The sequence below is a fragment of the Yimella radicis genome, from assembly GCF_054778255.1.
Genome location: NZ_BAAGZR010000001.1, coordinates 58,601 through 74,828 on the forward strand (window position 1 = coordinate 58,601; position 16,228 = coordinate 74,828).

The following is a 16,228-nucleotide window of genomic DNA, read 5'->3' on the forward strand; positions in this document are numbered from 1 at the left end:
GCCTAGGAATCGAGGTTGGCCATCACGTGCTTGACGCGGGTGTAGTCCTCGAACCCGTACATCGACAGGTCCTTGCCGTAACCGGAGTGCTTGAAACCACCGTGCGGCATCTCGGCGACCAACGGGATGTGAGTGTTGATCCACACGCAGCCGAAGTCGAGCGCCTTGCTGACCCGCATCGCGCGTCCGAAGTCCTTTGTCCAGACCGACGACGCCAGCCCGTACTTCACGCCGTTCGCCCAGGCGATGGCCTCGGCCTCGTCGTCGAACTGCTGGACGGTGATGACCGGGCCGAAGATCTCGTCCTGCACGACCTCGTCGTCCTGCCTCAGACCGGATACGACCGTCGGCTCGAGGAAGAAGCCCTCACCGAGCGAAGAGACGCGGTTACCACCGGTGGCGACGCTCGCGTGGCCCGGCAGCCGGGACAACATGCCGGTGATCTTCTCCAGGTGGCCGGCACTGTTGACCGGGCCGAACAAAGCGTCCTCGTCGTCGGGCAGACCGACCTTGGCGTTGCTCCGGGCGTAGTCGGCGAGCGCCGCGACGAAGTCGTTGTGGATCTTCGGGGACGCGAGCACACGGGTTGCCGCGGTGCAGTCCTGTCCGGCGTTGAAGTAGCCGGCGGTCGCGATGCCTTCGACCGCCGCCTCGATGTCGGCGTCGTCGAACACGATGACCGGCGCCTTTCCACCGAGTTCGAGGTGAACGCGCTTGAGGTCCTTGGACGCCGACTCGGCGACCTGCATACCGGCACGCACCGATCCGGTGATCGCGACCAACTGCGGGATCTCGTGTTCGACGATCAGGCGTCCGGTGTTCCGGTCACCGGTGACCACGTTGAAGGTGCCGGCGGGCAGGAACTCGGACGCGACCTCGGCCAGCAAGAGGGTGGTCTCGGGTGTGGTGTCACTCGGTTTGAGGACGACGGTGTTGCCTGCGGCGAGCGCCGGGGCGATCTTCCACATCGCCATCATCATCGGGTAGTTCCAGGGCGTCACCTGGCCGACGACACCGATCGGTTCCCGGCGGATCCAGCTGGTGTGACCCTTCATGTACTCAGCCGACGCGCGACCTTCGAGCACCCGTGCAGCGCCGGCGAAGAAGCGCAGCTGGTCGACCATCGGCGGGATCTCTTCGGAGGTCGTCAGCGCGTAGGGCTTGCCGGTGTTCTCGGCTTCGAGCTTCACGAACTCGTCCGCACGCTTCTCGATGGCGTCGGCGAACTTGAGCAATGCCTGCTGCCGTTCGCTCGGAGTCGTCTCGCCCCACTCCCCCGCGAACGCCTTGCTCGCCGACTCGTACGCGGCGTCGACGTCGGCTTCGCCCGAGATCGGCGCCTTGGCGACCAGCTGGGCGTCGACAGGGTTGACGATGTCCTGCGTCTGGTCGGTCTGCGCCTCGACGAACCTTCCGTCGATGAAGTTCTTCAGTTGCCTGACCACGAGGGCCCTCCCTGTTCTTCGGATTCGAACATCTCCGAGCCTATGTCCCGCGCGCTCCTGGTGTGACCCAGGTCGCACAGTGCGCCCGAATCCGCCCGCCGGCTCGTCGGTCACGACTGTCGGAGTCCCATCGGTGCCGAGATCGCCCAGAGCTGCGCTGCCATCATCAGGGCGGCGACCACGAGGCGGGTGGCAGCGACGGCGAGCACGGCGTGGTAGACCGCGAAGTCGTGCACCAAGGCACTGGCCGAGGAGGCGAGACTCGCTGCCGCGACATCGAGCCGCACGGCGCACGCCGCGACCGCCACCTCGGTGCCCGACACCTGCGGCAGGAACGACGAGACCGACGACAGCGGGGCGAAGGCGCCCTGGACGTTGGCGATCACGATGACAACCCCGATGAGAGTGACGCACGCGGCCGCCCCACTCGCGGTCGCCCGTCCGATCCGCCGCATCCGCGAGGCCGCACCCCGGGCCCGCAGGCGCGGCACGAGAATGCTCGCCACGACGACCGAGGACGTTCATGCCGCCACCGGAACCGTATGGTCGGCGGCGCGCGCTTGCTCCGGTGGCTTGAGACCGCGAACGAAAAGCGTTGCGCCCAAACCGATTTCCCAGGCAAACAGCGGCACCGCGAGCACGGGCACAGGCTTGGAGAGCCCGAACATGACGGCGAGGTTCATCGACGCGACCACCACCGCGCCGCCGAGGCCGAGCCACGGCACGATGCGTGGCACCAACCGACGGCGCAGCAGCAGTGTGGCGAGCAGCGCGGCGCTGATCGGATTCAGCAGACCGGGGCCGACCAGGAAGGTCCAGTCGTGCATAAGGTGCAGTGCCTGCACGAGGTGCGCGTCGAGGCCCGGCGCTGCATCGGTGGCGGGGCGGGCGACGGCGGGCAGGATCGCGACGACGCCGCTGAGGATCACCGCGGCCTCGAGCAGACCGAGGAGTTCATCGGCAACGCGGACCCGATCGACAACCTGCGCGCGATGGCACTGGTCGCGTTCGACGCGATCGCCGCGCGTCCGTGGCTGCCCGACTACTTCATGCGCAACACGATCAGCCAGCCCAACAGCCTGCAGCCCTACGAACGTTTCGGCGAACAGGTGCTGCGGCTCGAGCTCACTCCCCTGCAGAGCTTCCACGCGGTGTCGGCGGTGCTCGGGTTCGTTGTCGGCAGCGCCGCCGACATCGGGCAGCAACCCCCGCAGGAGGTGCTCGACGGCACGATGAGCCGGGAGGAGTACTTCGAGCACGCCGTCGCTCCGTGGCGGGCGCTCGACCCGGCCGAGTTCCCGTTCATGCACCACATCCTCGAGGAGTTCGCGGAGCACGAGGATCGCGACCAGTTCGCGGCCGGGCTCGATCTACTGTTGGCCGGATTACGCTTACAGGCAACGAGGTAGCCGAGATCTGTGACGCCAGCGAGCCCTTCGGAGGCCCAGCCACATACTGTCAGTTGAATTCCTGGGCAAGGACCGCCCGGACGCCGTCTACACGGCCAAGCGCTGACGGCGCCGGCCGCGAAACCTGGCTCGCGGCCGACCAAGATCACAAGTCCGTCACGACATCACTCGTTGAGCGATCAAGGAGCTAGTCTCCGCTGGGGGCACAAGGGATGGGCCTCATCAAGGGAGAAAAACATGAAGCGCCTCAGCATCGTTGCTGCTCTTATTGCGGTGCCCCTTCTCGCGGGGTGCAACTCGACGACCAACGTGTCGTCGTCCTCGTCGACAAGCAGTTCTGCTGAGACCCAGACATCCAATTCCTCGTCGGCCGAGTCGTCGAGCACCGACGGGTCGGCGTCAAGTTCGGAGTCACCGGCCGCGTCCGAGTCCAGTGAGACCTCGGCTGCGTCGGACGGATCGTCACTTACGAAGCCGTTCGGCTCGACGTTCACCTGGGACGACAAGCTCGCGGTGACGGTGTCGAAGCCCGTGCCGTTCACCCCGTCGGAATACGCGGTTACGGACAGCAAGTTCAAGAAGTTCGTGAAGCTGACTGTGGTCATCAAGAACGGTACTGACAAGGTGTACGAGTCGTTCAACTTGAACGAGAGTGCGACCTCCGGTGATCAGCAGACCGACAAGGTCTTCGACTCCGCCAAGGGCATCGAACTGCCGACGGCGAAGATCCTGCCCGGCAAGTCGCTCACGTACAACGTCGCCTATGGCTACACGCCTGGCCAGGACTTCACCCTGACCGTCAACTCGATGGACCGCTTCGACCGCGCAGACGGCATCTACAGCGGGAAGCTCTGACACCAGACATATCCAGCCCGGGCTCCACGATCGTGGAGCCCGGGCTTTCCATTTCAAAGAGACGCCAGGACTGCGCAAATACGGGTTGCGGGGAGGCAGGCTTTGCGACGAGCGGGCTGCCTGGGACTTAAGTTCGCCGACTGGGCAGCCGCGCCTATCCGGCGCGTCCGTAGCGGTGCTGCACGACCGCCGCATTCCCTGCACACGCACCAACATCGACCACCTTGTCGTGACGACTGCTGGGGTGTGGGTCATCGATGCCAAGCGGTACAAGGGGCGCCTCGAGGTGAGGGTCGAAGGCGGCATTCTGCGTCGCGTGGAGAGGCTCATCGTGGGACGGCGTGACTGCACCGCACTGGTGGACGGCGCACTCGATCAGGCCGCGATAGTGAGAGATCTTGTCGGTGACCTGCGCGTGGTCTGTGCGCTCTGCTTCGTCGACGCCGATTGGCCGCTTGTCGGCGGGGCTTTCTCCACGCGAGGGGTTCAGTGCTGTGGCCGAAGCGACTGGTCAAACTTCTTCGCGATGACCTTCTCGGCGAAGCACCACTCACAACGACGGACGTCGCCCGGATGCGAGGAGTGCTCGCCGCAGCTCTTCCGCCGGCGTGAGGAAGATTCGGAACTATCTACCGTCGGCGCCGGTTGTACTTCTTCCCGAGCTCGGACAGTCGAGAACACAGCGAATTCCGTTGACCCTTATCGAGATTAAGCGGGGGTCCATCAACGCAAGTGCCGCCGACTCCAACCCACCCAGTGTGTCCGCGTCATCGACCGGCACTGTGACGACTCGCAGGTGATCGTGAACCCAAGTGGTCAACGCGGGTCAGAAGTCGACAACGAATCCGACCGCAGACCCCGGCGACCTCTGAGGGCTGACATCCGCCAGTCCAAGCCACCATGAGACGACGTGGCTCAGATTTACGGTCATCGTCGGCATGTTCAATGCCGCACCTTGCAGCGGCATCACAGCGGCCGGTACCAGGTGCATGTGCCCCGGCGTCGGGGGGCAGTTGTCGATGTACTGGAGCATCGGCCGTGCGAGCTCTTCGGGTGCCGGCCCTCTTCGATTGAGCAGAGACTTCACCCCAGATGTCCTGAGAGCCTCGCGTACAGCGGCGCGTCGGGCCTCAAGGGCCCTGCTGCGGGAAGCGGGAATCCCTTGGACGAGACCGGCCGCTGTGAGCAGCGTGACGCGAGGGCACGGCTCACCCCGCTCCGCCTGCGCGATGAGCGTCGCGAGCTCTTGGCTGATGCCCGTGGCAGTGGACCCCGAGTACTCGTGCATGCGGTGATTGTCGCACCCACCGCCATGGTCTGTGCCGCTTTGCCTCCCATGGAGGATTGCGCGGCGACTGGCGCTATGACGGGCTCAGCAGCGGCTCGCACCCCCTCAGCGTCAGGCACCGGGGCGTGACGTCAGCCCCTGCCGCCACGCCCACTCGAACGTATCCACCTGCGGCAGTCCCCAATACCGAAGCAGCGCGTTCACCACGTCGAGCCGCGCCCGACCGTCCTCGAGCGCAACGGCCTGCAGTGTCGGGGGCAGTTCGCCTGCGGCAAGGCGCTTTTCGAGCTCCGCCGCCGTCATGCAGGTGACGATGTGGTCGGGAATCGTCATCGGTGGAAGGAAGCCTTGCGGCGTAGGCCGGTCGCCGCGGAAGGCTGCCGCGAGTGAGTCGGCAACCAGTTGCGCACCCACACACTGGTCGCCGGGCAGGAAGATCAACTGGCCGACCGTGCCGCCGTCGCCGGGCACCATGTCGACGCAGTACATGCCGCGCTCGTCGGGATCGCCGACCGGAAGCCAGTGCTCGGACACAACCGCCGGCTGCACACCGACCGGGAAACGACGCGTTTCGAGGTCGACTCTGGTGCGCCACCACCCGGCCCAGCGTTGCGGATCGCAGGTCTTGACGCTGAGTGGCCCCCACATCCCCGCCCCCACGAACTCCTGCGCGAGCGGAGTGTGCGGCACCGCCGGATCGATGCTCGAGTGTCCCGCCGACACCTCCACAAAGGCCCGCGCCTGAGCGGGCAGCGGACCCGACCGGCGCTCCTGTTCCTCGATCGACGCACGCCTCCGTCCGACCTCCTCCGCGTCACCCGGACGGAACAACTTCCGCAGGTAACCGGTGTCGCGATCTTCCGGCCCGACGTTCTGTGCGGCTGCGGACGCAACCCGCCCGGGGGGACGAGCGTCCGGGTCACGGACGATCTCCAGTGGTCCCGAGCCCAGGTATCCGAACACGTGCGGCGAGGGGTACTCGGGCACGAACCGCACCGACCCTTCCGCACGGATGGTTAGCTCAAACCCCTCTTTCCCTTCGAACAGCGGCCACACCGCAGGATGCCGCCGCATCGCGACACCGTCCACCCGGATCCGGCGCCGCCACCACCGCTGCGGGTTTCGACCGAGCGACACCCTCACCTCCGAGTGCGCAGGGTCGCTCAGCGCCCACACCTGGGGCACGATCGCGCGGAGTTCGGCGAGGTCGAAGGGCACGAAGTCATGAAAGCACCCACGTCCGATGCACGGGCGACTCCGCCTAACGTTCTGGCATGGGCAGCACTGCAACTCCGATGAGCGAGCGCCACCCGCGATCGACTTCTACGATCCGTTCGGCAACTTCGCCTTGGTACGACGACCTAAGTGACAGTGTGACCCGCACGGCGAAGTTCCGCGTTGTGCTCCGATAGGCAACGCTTCATAGCACTTGCAGGTCCCGCAAGCCGTCGGCGCGCATCATCAATTGCCTGGCTGCGGGACGCAGCCAACCGCCGATTGACGCTTGCGCGACAGCTCAGCACGGCCGTGGTTTCCGAGTCGGCGCGCGTGACGACCGCTTCGGCGCCACGTTTGCGTGCTGCGTCGACTCGTTCAACATATTGATACATTGCCGCTCGTCCTACAGGCGAGGCTGCGACGTGATCCCAGAATGCCTCGATGTTCTCCGCAGTTGGCTCGTTACCCCGCCGAGCCGCGAGTTCACGCGCCCTCTCATTCCAAGCCTGCACGACCACTCGCGCCGCGCGCACACGGATGAACCTCGGAGCTCGAGTCGGTCGCATGAGCCCACGATCCAACGAATCGACACGAGTCTGAAGATCGGCAGCAGCGCCTTCAACGACCTCGAGATCTGGCATCGTCAGCGCGTCTTCGACGACGCGCGTCGCACGAGCCACTTCCTCCTCGACGCGCCTGCGCGCCAGGAGCCCCCTCGCCAACATGAGAATCTCAGCGCGGCGCGCCTCAATCAGGAGATCTTCGTTCGCCTGTGAATGCTCGCTCTCCGCACGTTCGGCGTATTCAGTGAGAGCCTGCCGCAGGTGTCCTTCAGTACGGCGCAAAGGTGCGGTCTTGACGTGCTTTGCAGCACGACGGCCTCCCCATGCCCCGGCGACGCCGCCAACAACGCCACCGAACACGGTCCCAAGGCCAAACGTTGCAACGAGGGTGCTTGCATCGAGGATTGCACCGGCCGTCGCCCCTGCCTGAGCACCTGCCTTGAACCCACCCGCCCGGCCCAGGGTGTCAACTGCGACGTTCTTCACCGCTCGGGTGGGATCAGTGTTGCCATCGCGGAGGAGTTTTCCCTCGCGCCAAGCCGACTGCACGATGGCGATGACGGCTCCGGTTCCCGAAACTGGGTCGTGGAGGTCTGTCAGGTCGCCGAGCGGATCGATGCCCGGCACCGCATCAGCCAGTTGGTCCATGAGGCCGCTTGCCGTTAGGGCCTCGTCCACCACAGTTGCGTCTGGGCCGAGCAGATCAGCTCGCGGGAGCGGCTCGCTCGGGTTCCAGAACGACGCTCCTCCCGGGATATTGGCAGCATCCGCATTGAGTACGACTGGCGTCTCTGGATACCGGCCGAAGTGCTCCGAGACGGTGGCGGATCCATCGCCGGTGACCTTGATGTTCACCTGTCGACCATCCACGTCGAGATCCCAGCCCGGGTTGCTACCACCTTCCGGCATCTCGACGGAATGACCGGACGTCTGAAGGTGCTCAGCTGCCACCTGCTCACCGAGGTGCCCACGGACGGCGTTTTGCACTGATTCGTTTGTCAGGTCGAGTGGATTGCCCCCGTCATGGCCGCCGATCACGCGCCACAGATCCGACCCGTTCTCGATCTCGACGTTCTTGTACCGGCCGATAGCTTCCAACACCTGCTGATCTGGGTTGAACCACTCGGCCAACCCGACAACAGCGGTACCGAGGGCGGGCATTGCAAGATCCGCGGCGGGCAGCTGGTCCTTCGGTGTTCCGGGTAGGTCCGACAACTCCGGGATCCGCGCGGACCCGACTACTGAGGCCGGGCGCAATACGGGCCGCCCCTCCACCTCGCCACCATCCGGTTTCCCTGCAGGGTCCGCCAGCCCGCCGATGGCGCGGCGGAAGTCTCCCACCTCGGGTTGCAGCACTACGGCCCGAGTCGAGGCCACCCACATCGAGCGCACGAGGGCGCCGACCGCGACGACAAGACCGACTGCGACGATCCACCACACCCAGTTGCCCAAAACTTCCTCCCCAAGCTGGCTCCCGGCGGCACATTCCAGCCTCGGACTTATCGGGATCCGCTCAGCTCGTCCCCAGGTTTTGGCAGAGTAGCCAGTCGCGACGAAGTCGTCGAGCCGGTGTGAAAGCCGCGACGATCGCTCCCCCACGGCGGCATGAGCCGACCATTCGCCTTGGAGTGCTACGGGACGTCCGTCAGGAGCTTCCGAAGCGGATTCCAATTGGCCACGGCAGCAGTCTGTTTGACGTTCCACCGACCAAGGAGGAAGCCGGCGTGCTCGTCTGAGGGAATCCAATAGCCGTCGCGCCGGACCGCCGCGGCACCGTCGGCGCCGATGGGCGGCAGCTGCGTCCAGGTGATGCGGACGCATGGGTCGACCTGCTCGGCCTGGTCGGCGATGAGGTCGGCCAGGTAGGACAGGGAGTCGCAGGCGTCTTCACCGTGCGACGTCGCCGTGATCCGACCCGGTGCATTCAGCTCGGCAACCGCGCCACCAAACCCGACCAGGCCATCATCGACCGCCGGATCCGACTGCAGCTCACGGAGTTTTCGGAACACCGAGTCGGCCACAGTCGGCACGAAGTCCGCTTGAAGGTCGTAGGAGAACTGGTGGGGGTTGTGGCCGTACTGCCAGCTGTAGTCCATGTTCCAGCGGTTGCTCATGCGTTGATCCTCCGCCATCCGTGCTAGTCGACGTGTCGCGTCGCGTTGTCTTCGCGGTATTGGCTCATGCCCGCTCGTGAGACACGGATGACACGCACCGGTCGGGCTGTGGAGGCTTCTCACCAGCTTTGCCCTCAGTGCTTGCGGACAGAATGGTCACAACCCACCGACTTTGCCCGTTCTTTACCTAGGAACGACGGCCGCGCCAACCTCCTCGCCGTCGAATGTGCCTACGCTGCCGCTCATGAGGGATGGGGGCCCGGAGCAAGCGATTCTTCGCTACTGGCGCATGGTCGAGCTGTTCAGCCCGCAAAGTGTGCCCAAGAAGAACGGGCGGTCACGCACGAACCCAGTCGTCACCTGGACACCGGGCTCAGATCTGCCGTGGCACACCTTGCCGCCGCCCGACAAGCCGCACCTGGTGTGGCAGCATCGCGTCTACCTTGGCGTCTACGCGTTGAGTGACGTCTACGAAACGCTCCTTCGGGTCTTCGCCGACGACCCTGACGCATACGACCCGCGCCCTAACGGCATGAGCGCGTGCGCTCTCATCGTGCTCGACAACGACGGCCGTCTGATGGTCGACGGCTCGGCCCTCTCCTCATGCGCTTGGGCGCTCGGACGTGCGAGCACCGCCCTCAACGACAAGTCACAGGCGTGGGCCGAAGGCTTCGCGGAAGCAGGCGAGAAGTTCCTCAACGATGCATGCGAATACGACGAGCTACGCCAGCGGTCCGCGAACGCACCCGACCCCATGCCCGTTGACGCTGCAGCACTACAGGAGCTCCTTGCGTTGGCTGAACGGAGTTGCGAACTGAGCAAGGTGCAGTCGCTGCCTCATGCGCAGATCCGCATCGCGAGCCGCCAGATGAAGCCCGAAACTGCCGCGGAACTGGGCGACATCGACTTCCTCAACAGCTTCTTCCTCGACGACTTGCAACGCGTCGCCGGCGCGGTGGGACGCAACGACATTGGCGACGCGCTCAAGAATTTCCTCCGCCAGGACGGCCAGCTTGACGTGAGCCGTCGCGTTGACGTCGTGCATGGGGTCGAGGTGCTTGTTCAGCAGACGGCCGTCAATTCCTTACCCGCGGGTCGGTGGCCGAGCAAGCCCGACGAGCCGCTAGCCCTGGCGCAGCAGTTTGCGGTGAACAGGGCGGTGCATGACCTCGGACCGAGCTCGGGCCTGATGGGCGTGAATGGGCCGCCGGGCACCGGCAAGACGACGTTGTTGCGCGATCTCATTGCATCAAACATCGTCGACCGAGCAAACGCGCTCGCGAGCCTGGCCCGGGTATCCGATGCGTTCAGCGCTGAGGCGCTGACGTGGAGGTCGGACGGCAAAGAGCGGACGATCGCCCCGTTGCACCCTGCGCTCACCGGCTTCGAGATGGTGGTCTCCTCCGCAAACAATGCGGCCGTCGAAAACATCACGAATGAGATCCCTGCAGCGTCTGCCTACCGACTCGGCGAGTCGCCCGAGATCGACTACTTCGCCGATCTCGCCACAGCTGTCCTGCGCGCCTCGACCCGTGATTCGTCCAACGATGACGACGAAATGCCCGGGCAAGACCCGCCAACACAGGCGTGGGCGTTACTCGCGGCGCGCCTCGGCAGCAAGAAGAACCGCGGCGACTTTGCTCAACCGTTCTGGTGGAAGGACAACGGGCCCGCCAAGTCGATGGACACCTACTTGAAGAACATGACCCAGGAACGGCTTCGCGTCACTTGGGCCGAAGCGCGCCGCGAGTATTGGGCGTCAGCTCAGCGAGTGCAGGAATGCGTCAGCGAGCGGCGCGCAGCCGCAGAACGCATGACCACCGTCTCCGAACTCAGCGCCGCACTTGATGAGATCCGTCGTCGCCGTGCCCGTACGCGTAACCGATCAAGCGAAGCGAGTCGCGAGCTAGCAGGAGCGGAGCGCGTTCTCAGCCGTGCCCAGCAAGAAGCAGCACACTGCGAGCACCACCTCCGAACTCACCTGCTCTCTTGCCCGGGCACACTCGAGACGCTGTTCTCATTTGGACGGGCGATGAAACCGTGGCGCGCTGCTCACACCGTGTTGCAGGCTGCCGTCGATGATGCGGCAGCACAGCTGCGTCGCTGCGATGACACCGTCGCCGATCTACGTCAGGCGCGCCAGCGCCTCGACGCACAGGACTCCGCCGACGCGAGCTTGGAGCATTCAACGTCAATCGAGTTGGACGCAGTGAGCGCAGGGTGCGCCGCAGACAAAGACAAGTACGGAGCGGTCTACCCCGACGACGACTGGATCGGCGACCGACAGCAGACCCACGCCGCGTGGCAAGACCCCGAACTCAACCAAGCGCGATCGGAGTTGATGATGGCGGCCTTGCGACTGCACAAAGACTTCATTGAGCACTCGGCAAATCGGCTCACGGAGTACCTCCACGCAGCGGTCGATGTCGTCCAAGGCAGGGCGCCCTCAAAACTCGGGGCTACGGAGACACTTGCCGCTTGGCAGCTCTTCTTCTTGGTCGTGCCCGTTGTGTCGACCACGTTCGCCTCGTTTGCTCGGATGTTCGGCACCCTCGGGCCGGACAGCTTGGGCTGGCTGCTCATCGATGAAGCGGGGCAGTGTCCACCTCAGCAAGCCGTCGGCGCCATCTGGCGGTCGCGGCGAGTGGTTGCGGTCGGTGACCCGATGCAGCTTCAACCTGTTGTGCCGACGCCGCCGAAGGTGCTTCGGAACATCGCATTGACCTACGGGATCTCGGAGACGTGGATCCCACCCATGGCTTCGGTGCAGACACTTGCCGATCGAGTCGCTGTGTTCGGCACCTACCTGCCGAGCGACACGGGTCCCCAGTGGGTGAGCGCACCACTGCGCGTGCATCGCCGCTGCGATGAACCGATGTTCGGCATCTCCAACGAAATCTCGTACGACGGCATCATGATCCACGCAAAGGCCAGCAAGGACGACGCTTGCCGTAACCAGCACGACCTTTTTGTGCCCTGTTCCAAGAACACCACCGACGACAAGCACGAGCCCGTCGCCCCCTCCTACTGGGCCGATGAGCCCGCGACCTCAGATGGCCATTTGCAGCGCAACCAAGTCGAGCGAGCGAAGAAGGCCATCGACTACCTGCACAAGAAGGGTGTCCCGTACAGCGAAATCATGGCCATCTCGCCATTCCGCGCGGTCGCGGAAGCCCTCGAGCCGCTCGAGAAGGCGTACCCGGGCATCCGGGCCGGCACGATCCATCGGGCGCAAGGGCGCGAAGCCGACGTCGTGTTGCTCGTGCTTGGCGGCGACCAGAAGAGGATCGGCGCGCTTCGGTGGGCGGCGTCGCCACCAAACCTCGTGAACGTTGCGGTGAGCCGAGCGAAACGACGACTGTTCGTGATCAGCGATTACGCCAGTTGGTCGGGTCTGCCGAATTTCGAGACGATTGCCGCCGAGTTGCCTCGGCGTGCATGAGCGAGAGGCGGGTAAGCAAAGAGGCTCTTCGACTTTGAGCGGGCCACCCGGTAGCTGAGGGGGCTCGTGGCCCCGACATGCTGTTGGTCTCTCACAACACAGCAGCAGCGAGGCCACGAGCCTGAACGAGGGTACGTCAGTGCTGCTCGGGCTGGAGGATGAGTTCCGTGTCCTCCAGGTCGAACGGCTTGCTCCGGAGATGGTCCGGATCGTCATCGAGGTCGCCGACCCGGAGGGCGCCTGTCCCGGGTGCGGGGTCCTGTCGGCGAAAGTGAAAGAACGTCCGCTGGTCCGCGTCAAGGATCTGCCCGCCTCGGGACAGCGGACCGAGCTGTGGTGGCGCAAGCGGCGGCTGGTGTGTCGCGAACCGGTGTGCGCGACATCGTCGTTCACACAGCAGTCCGCCGCGGTGCCAGCTTGGGCGAGGCTGACCGAGCGCCTCCAAGCGAAGGTGGCCGAGGCGATCGCCTCGGGCAACCGGGCGGTCAGCGAGGTCGCCGCCGAGCACGGCATCGCCTGGACCACGGCGCACCGGGCGCTGGTCGCGGCCGCGGCGCGGTGGTTACCCGAGCCGCAACCGACCCGGAACCGACCCGGAACCGACCCGGGTCCTGGGCATCGACGAGACCCGCGCCCGGTCGGTGCGCTGGGTCCTGGACGTGGCTGGTTGGAAGCGGTCGGATCCGTGGATGACCTCGTTCGTCAACGCCAACCGACGGTCCCCGGCCGGCTGCTGGGCCTGGCACCGGGTCGCTCGGGGTCCTGCGTGCGGGAGTGGCTCAAGCTGCAATCCGGCGCCTTCCGGGACGGCATCGAGCTGGTCGTCATCGACCCCTCCGCGCCGTACGCGCCTGGGATTCGGGCGGCGCTGCCCGACGCGCGAATCGCCGTCGACAAGTGGCACCTCGTCGCGCTGGCCAGCCTCGTGGTCACCCAGGTCCGCCAGCGCGTCACCCGTCAGCTGCACGGACGCCGCGGTGTCGCCACCGACAAGGTGTGGGCCAACCGGCAACTGCTGCTGGCTGGCTACGAGCACCTGTCGCCCAAGCAGCGAGCCCGACTCACGGTGACCCTCGCCGCCGATGATCCGACCAACAAGATCGGCGCCGCGCACGCGGTCAAGGAACACCTCCGGCTCCTGCTGGGCGAGCACGAGCCGCACCTGATCCGCCGGCGCCTCTTCGACTTCTACGACGCCGCCGCCAGCGCCCACATGGACGAGACGACCCGCCTCGCCAAGACGATCGAGGCCTGGTCGCCCGCCGTGCTCGTCGCGCTCACCGAGGACATCCACAACGCCAGAACCGAAGGTTTCAACCGGATCATCAAGCAGACCAAGCGTGTCGGATGCGGCTTCACCAACATGGACAACTACCGGCGACGCATCATGGTCCACATCGCCCTCACCCGAGGGCAGAGATCAGCGGCATGAAGTCAGCACCGCCCCGCTCAAAGACGAAGACCCAGCAAAGAGGTGGCCGAGCAAGATTGACAATGATGTCTCCCGCGACAAGTTCGAGGCGGCTGCGTCGCGCCTCAGTCGTGGACGTTCGCGTCGATGAGGTCCTTGCAGGCCGCGACGACGTATTCAGGCACGGCGTCAAAAGCCTGCGGATTCAACTGCATAACGTACTCGTTCTCGATGTGGTACGTCTCGTTCACGAATTTTGTGAAGATCTTGTCCTTTGTCAACGTTGTCGGGCTCAATGCCGTGAACACACGGAAGAGCTGAACCTTCTCATACCCGACCATGGTCGCGTCGAATTTTGCCTTGACTGCTTGGGGATCCTTCAGATCGGCGAGAATCGTCGGATAGTCGAAGTCGGGAAGCCACTCTCGCACCTCCTCAGTTCCTTCATCGATCTCAGGCTGAGTCATCTGGTATTCGCCATCGGTGTGCGGCTTCAGAACTGGGACGTCGCGCACGTGCAATAGGTTCGACAACAGCTCGTATCCCATGTTCCTCGTGCCCCGCACTTCCAAAAGCCGTCGAGCATAGATGCACTGGATCACCGGGTCAGTTGCCTTACTGATGTTCTGCTCGCAAACCTCGGAGAAGGTCATGATGTCCGCAGGGGCGATCGGAAGCTCCGAGATCACGCCATTGCGTCCGGTGAGGAAGTGGACTACTGGGGTAGCGGACGTCCGCACGACGTCGATCGCGGGTTCTAGATCATGAGTGAGTAGCAGACAGGTGGCATTCTTGAAACTGTTCTGACCGTGGAAGAGCTGGTGCAGGATCGCGAACTTCTTCGTTTTGTCGAAGCTCGATACCGGATCGTCCAGGACTACGAGGTCCGGGTTACGGCGTATCGCGTCGTACATGAACAGCACAAGGGCGAACGCGTTCTTCTCGCCGTAGCTGAGATGCTGACCGGCTGACTCCAAGTGTCCCGCCTTGTCTTGGTGCTCGAGCAGCATCCGATAAGAATCGTCATTCTCTTCGATGCGGACCGAGTACTTGTATCCCGCAGAGCGCAAAAAATCGTTGATCGCGCGCTGGTTGTCCTTAATCAGCTGTCCGACCATGCGCTTCTGCCGCGAGATCCGCTGGTTGATTTCGATGACGCGGATCTCCACTTTATCGAGATTGGCGTCGATCGAGGTCACCAGCTCCTGTGTCGCGTCAGATCTCAGCCCGTGCAGCAGGCTGAGATCGATTCGCAGGTCGTCGAGGAACATCTTCACGTCTCCGGCTTCACGCAACGAATGGAACGAGACGTTCCGAGCGGCCGTGAGCTTGTTCAGGAACGTGACGATCTCTCCGTGCAGGTTGACAAGGAACCGCTCCTGCTCGGCGGTCATGTCCGTGAGCAACTTCGTCAGCTTGTCCAACTGCTCGCGGTGCTCCTGGCTGAGGTACCCGCCGAGCTTCTCGATCACGGCACGCAGGCTGCTCATGTTCTGCACGGCGGCTGAGTTGTACTCAGCAGACACCTTCTCCGCGGTCGCTTTGTCGACAATCACAGTGGAACAGAATGGACAGTTGTCCGAGAGTTTGAGGTATTCTTTGCCTTGCGCCTGCCACGAGATCCACTTTGCAGGGTTGTCGCCCTTGATGAACTCGGAATACCCCTGAAGAGCTTCCGGGATCACGTCGAGCTTACCGCCCACGCTCAGCGCCTTCGAGCCTCGGCTGGCCTTGGACAGCCTTCCGGCCGCGGTGACGCCGAAGGCGTCCCGAAGCTCGGTGAAGTGACCGATTGCTTCATTGAGTTCGACGCCATCGCGTAAAGTCCCCTTCAAGGACTCGAAGATCTCGTCGATCTCTGCGAGACCGGCGCGGTACACGTCCGTGTTGATGAAGATCTCAAAGCTGTTCTCGACGACCTCGTCCTTGCGGAACACAAAGCTGGAGACATACTTGTCATCGAATGTGAGCACATTCTTGATCTCGTCTGCGCCCTCCACTACGGGTCGGACCGCCGACTTGGTTCCCACGTGCTTGAACGGCGTGAGCTCAGCCAGGCGCTCCGCACTTTCAGCTTGGTACGTTAGTGCTCGTGCAATGGTGCTCTTGCCGAGGCCGTTGGGCCCATATTTGATGTTCAGCGCGCCGGGGCGCAATGTGATCGCGGCTTCGGCGATGCTGTTGCAATCACGGATCACAACAGCAATGTCCTGCGCATCCTCGGAAGCTGGTGTCTTATCGTCGGGTACGGGAATGGTCACGGCGACCCCTTCGTCCAGTTGGGCATGCCGGTAGGCACGCAGAGGGCCCCGTCTCCTCAGACTCGTGCCTCCGCGTCAAATATGCCACAGAACAGCAGTGCCGACTGGTTCAACCATCGGCGCCTGTATGAGTACTGCGGCGACATCCCACCCGTCGAGCTTGAGCAGGCGTACTACGCTCGCAAGACAGCCCAGCAAACCGCTGCACTGACCGTTTGAGAA

13 protein-coding genes are annotated in these 16,228 nt (G+C 64.3%); 5 read left to right on the forward strand and 8 right to left on the reverse strand.

Annotated elements, in window-relative coordinates:
• Positions 1 to 2 precede the first annotated feature (2 nt).
• The 3 genes from ACYU8W_RS00290 to ACYU8W_RS00300 form a co-directional block, all read right to left on the reverse strand.
• Positions 3 to 1,445 (reverse strand): gamma-aminobutyraldehyde dehydrogenase, encoded by a 1,443-nt coding sequence (locus tag ACYU8W_RS00290; RefSeq protein ID WP_499465685.1) that lies wholly within the window; start codon positions 1,443 to 1,445, stop codon positions 3 to 5.
• A 110-nt stretch (positions 1,446 to 1,555) separates the two neighbouring features.
• Positions 1,556 to 1,951 (reverse strand): hypothetical protein, encoded by a 396-nt coding sequence (locus ACYU8W_RS00295; protein ID WP_499465687.1) that lies wholly within the window; start codon positions 1,949 to 1,951, stop codon positions 1,556 to 1,558.
• A gap of 15 nt (positions 1,952 to 1,966) precedes the next feature.
• Positions 1,967 to 2,374, reverse strand: a complete 408-nt coding sequence (locus ACYU8W_RS00300; protein ID WP_499465689.1) for a DUF4386 family protein — start codon at positions 2,372 to 2,374, stop codon at positions 1,967 to 1,969.
• On the opposite strand from ACYU8W_RS00300, the gene ACYU8W_RS00305 reads away from it, so the two are divergent.
• Positions 2,267 to 2,854 carry a TetR/AcrR family transcriptional regulator C-terminal domain-containing protein gene (locus ACYU8W_RS00305; RefSeq protein ID WP_239701512.1) on the forward strand — a complete coding sequence of 196 codons (588 nt, stop codon included), beginning with the start codon at positions 2,267 to 2,269 and terminating at the stop codon, positions 2,852 to 2,854. The two genes, ACYU8W_RS00300 and ACYU8W_RS00305, sit on opposite strands and share 108 nt — an antisense overlap.
• A 179-nt stretch (positions 2,855 to 3,033) precedes the next feature.
• On the opposite strand, the gene ACYU8W_RS00310 is transcribed toward ACYU8W_RS00305, so the two are convergent.
• Entirely contained in the window at positions 3,034 to 3,459 is a 426-nt protein-coding gene (locus ACYU8W_RS00310; protein WP_499465691.1) for a hypothetical protein, read from the reverse strand.
• Here ACYU8W_RS00310 and ACYU8W_RS00315 point away from each other — a divergent pair.
• Positions 3,440 to 3,709, forward strand: a complete 270-nt coding sequence (locus ACYU8W_RS00315) for a hypothetical protein (protein WP_136622856.1) — start codon at positions 3,440 to 3,442, stop codon at positions 3,707 to 3,709. The genes ACYU8W_RS00310 and ACYU8W_RS00315 overlap by 20 nt on opposite strands.
• 175 nt (positions 3,710 to 3,884) lie before the next feature.
• Complete coding sequence (locus tag ACYU8W_RS00320) at positions 3,885 to 4,421, forward strand: nuclease-related domain-containing protein (protein ID WP_499465693.1); 537 nt, start codon at positions 3,885 to 3,887, stop codon at positions 4,419 to 4,421.
• A gap of 687 nt (positions 4,422 to 5,108) precedes the next feature.
• On the opposite strand, the gene ACYU8W_RS00325 is transcribed toward ACYU8W_RS00320, so the two are convergent.
• The 3 genes from ACYU8W_RS00325 to ACYU8W_RS00335 all read right to left on the reverse strand — a co-directional run bounded on the left by ACYU8W_RS00325 (position 5,109) and on the right by ACYU8W_RS00335 (position 8,892).
• Positions 5,109 to 6,215, reverse strand: coding sequence for an SMI1/KNR4 family protein (locus ACYU8W_RS00325; protein ID WP_499465695.1), 1,107 nt, complete (start codon positions 6,213 to 6,215; stop codon positions 5,109 to 5,111).
• A gap of 143 nt (positions 6,216 to 6,358) precedes the next feature.
• Complete coding sequence (locus ACYU8W_RS00330; protein WP_499465697.1) at positions 6,359 to 8,377, reverse strand: hypothetical protein; 2,019 nt, start codon at positions 8,375 to 8,377, stop codon at positions 6,359 to 6,361.
• 32 nt (positions 8,378 to 8,409) lie between these two features.
• Complete coding sequence (locus tag ACYU8W_RS00335; RefSeq protein ID WP_499465698.1) at positions 8,410 to 8,892, reverse strand: hypothetical protein; 483 nt, start codon at positions 8,890 to 8,892, stop codon at positions 8,410 to 8,412.
• A 289-nt stretch (positions 8,893 to 9,181) separates the two neighbouring features.
• On the opposite strand from ACYU8W_RS00335, the gene ACYU8W_RS00340 reads away from it, so the two are divergent.
• Both ACYU8W_RS00340 and ACYU8W_RS00345 read left to right on the forward strand, forming a co-directional pair.
• Positions 9,182 to 12,334, forward strand: a complete 3,153-nt coding sequence (locus tag ACYU8W_RS00340; protein WP_499465700.1) for a DEAD/DEAH box helicase — start codon at positions 9,182 to 9,184, stop codon at positions 12,332 to 12,334.
• A gap of 139 nt (positions 12,335 to 12,473) precedes the next feature.
• On the forward strand, positions 12,474 to 13,766 hold the full coding sequence (locus tag ACYU8W_RS00345; RefSeq protein WP_499465702.1) for an ISL3 family transposase: 1,293 nt from the start codon (positions 12,474 to 12,476) through the stop codon (positions 13,764 to 13,766).
• Between the two features lie 104 nt (positions 13,767 to 13,870).
• Here ACYU8W_RS00345 and ACYU8W_RS00350 read toward each other — a convergent pair whose 3' ends face one another.
• Complete coding sequence (locus ACYU8W_RS00350) at positions 13,871 to 16,006, reverse strand: AAA family ATPase (RefSeq protein WP_499465704.1); 2,136 nt, start codon at positions 16,004 to 16,006, stop codon at positions 13,871 to 13,873.
• Between the last annotated feature and the right edge of the window lie 222 nt (positions 16,007 to 16,228).

Coding starts and splice junctions, on each gene's coding strand:
- ACYU8W_RS00340 (WP_499465700.1), top strand. CDS start 9,182: ATGGTCGAGCTGTTCAGCCCGCAAAGTGTGCCCAAGAAGAACGGGCGG.
- ACYU8W_RS00335 (WP_499465698.1), bottom strand. CDS start 8,892: ATGAGCAACCGCTGGAACATGGACTACAGCTGGCAGTACGGCCACAAC.
- ACYU8W_RS00310 (WP_499465691.1), bottom strand. CDS start 3,459: ATGACCACAGTCAGCTTCACGAACTTCTTGAACTTGCTGTCCGTAACC.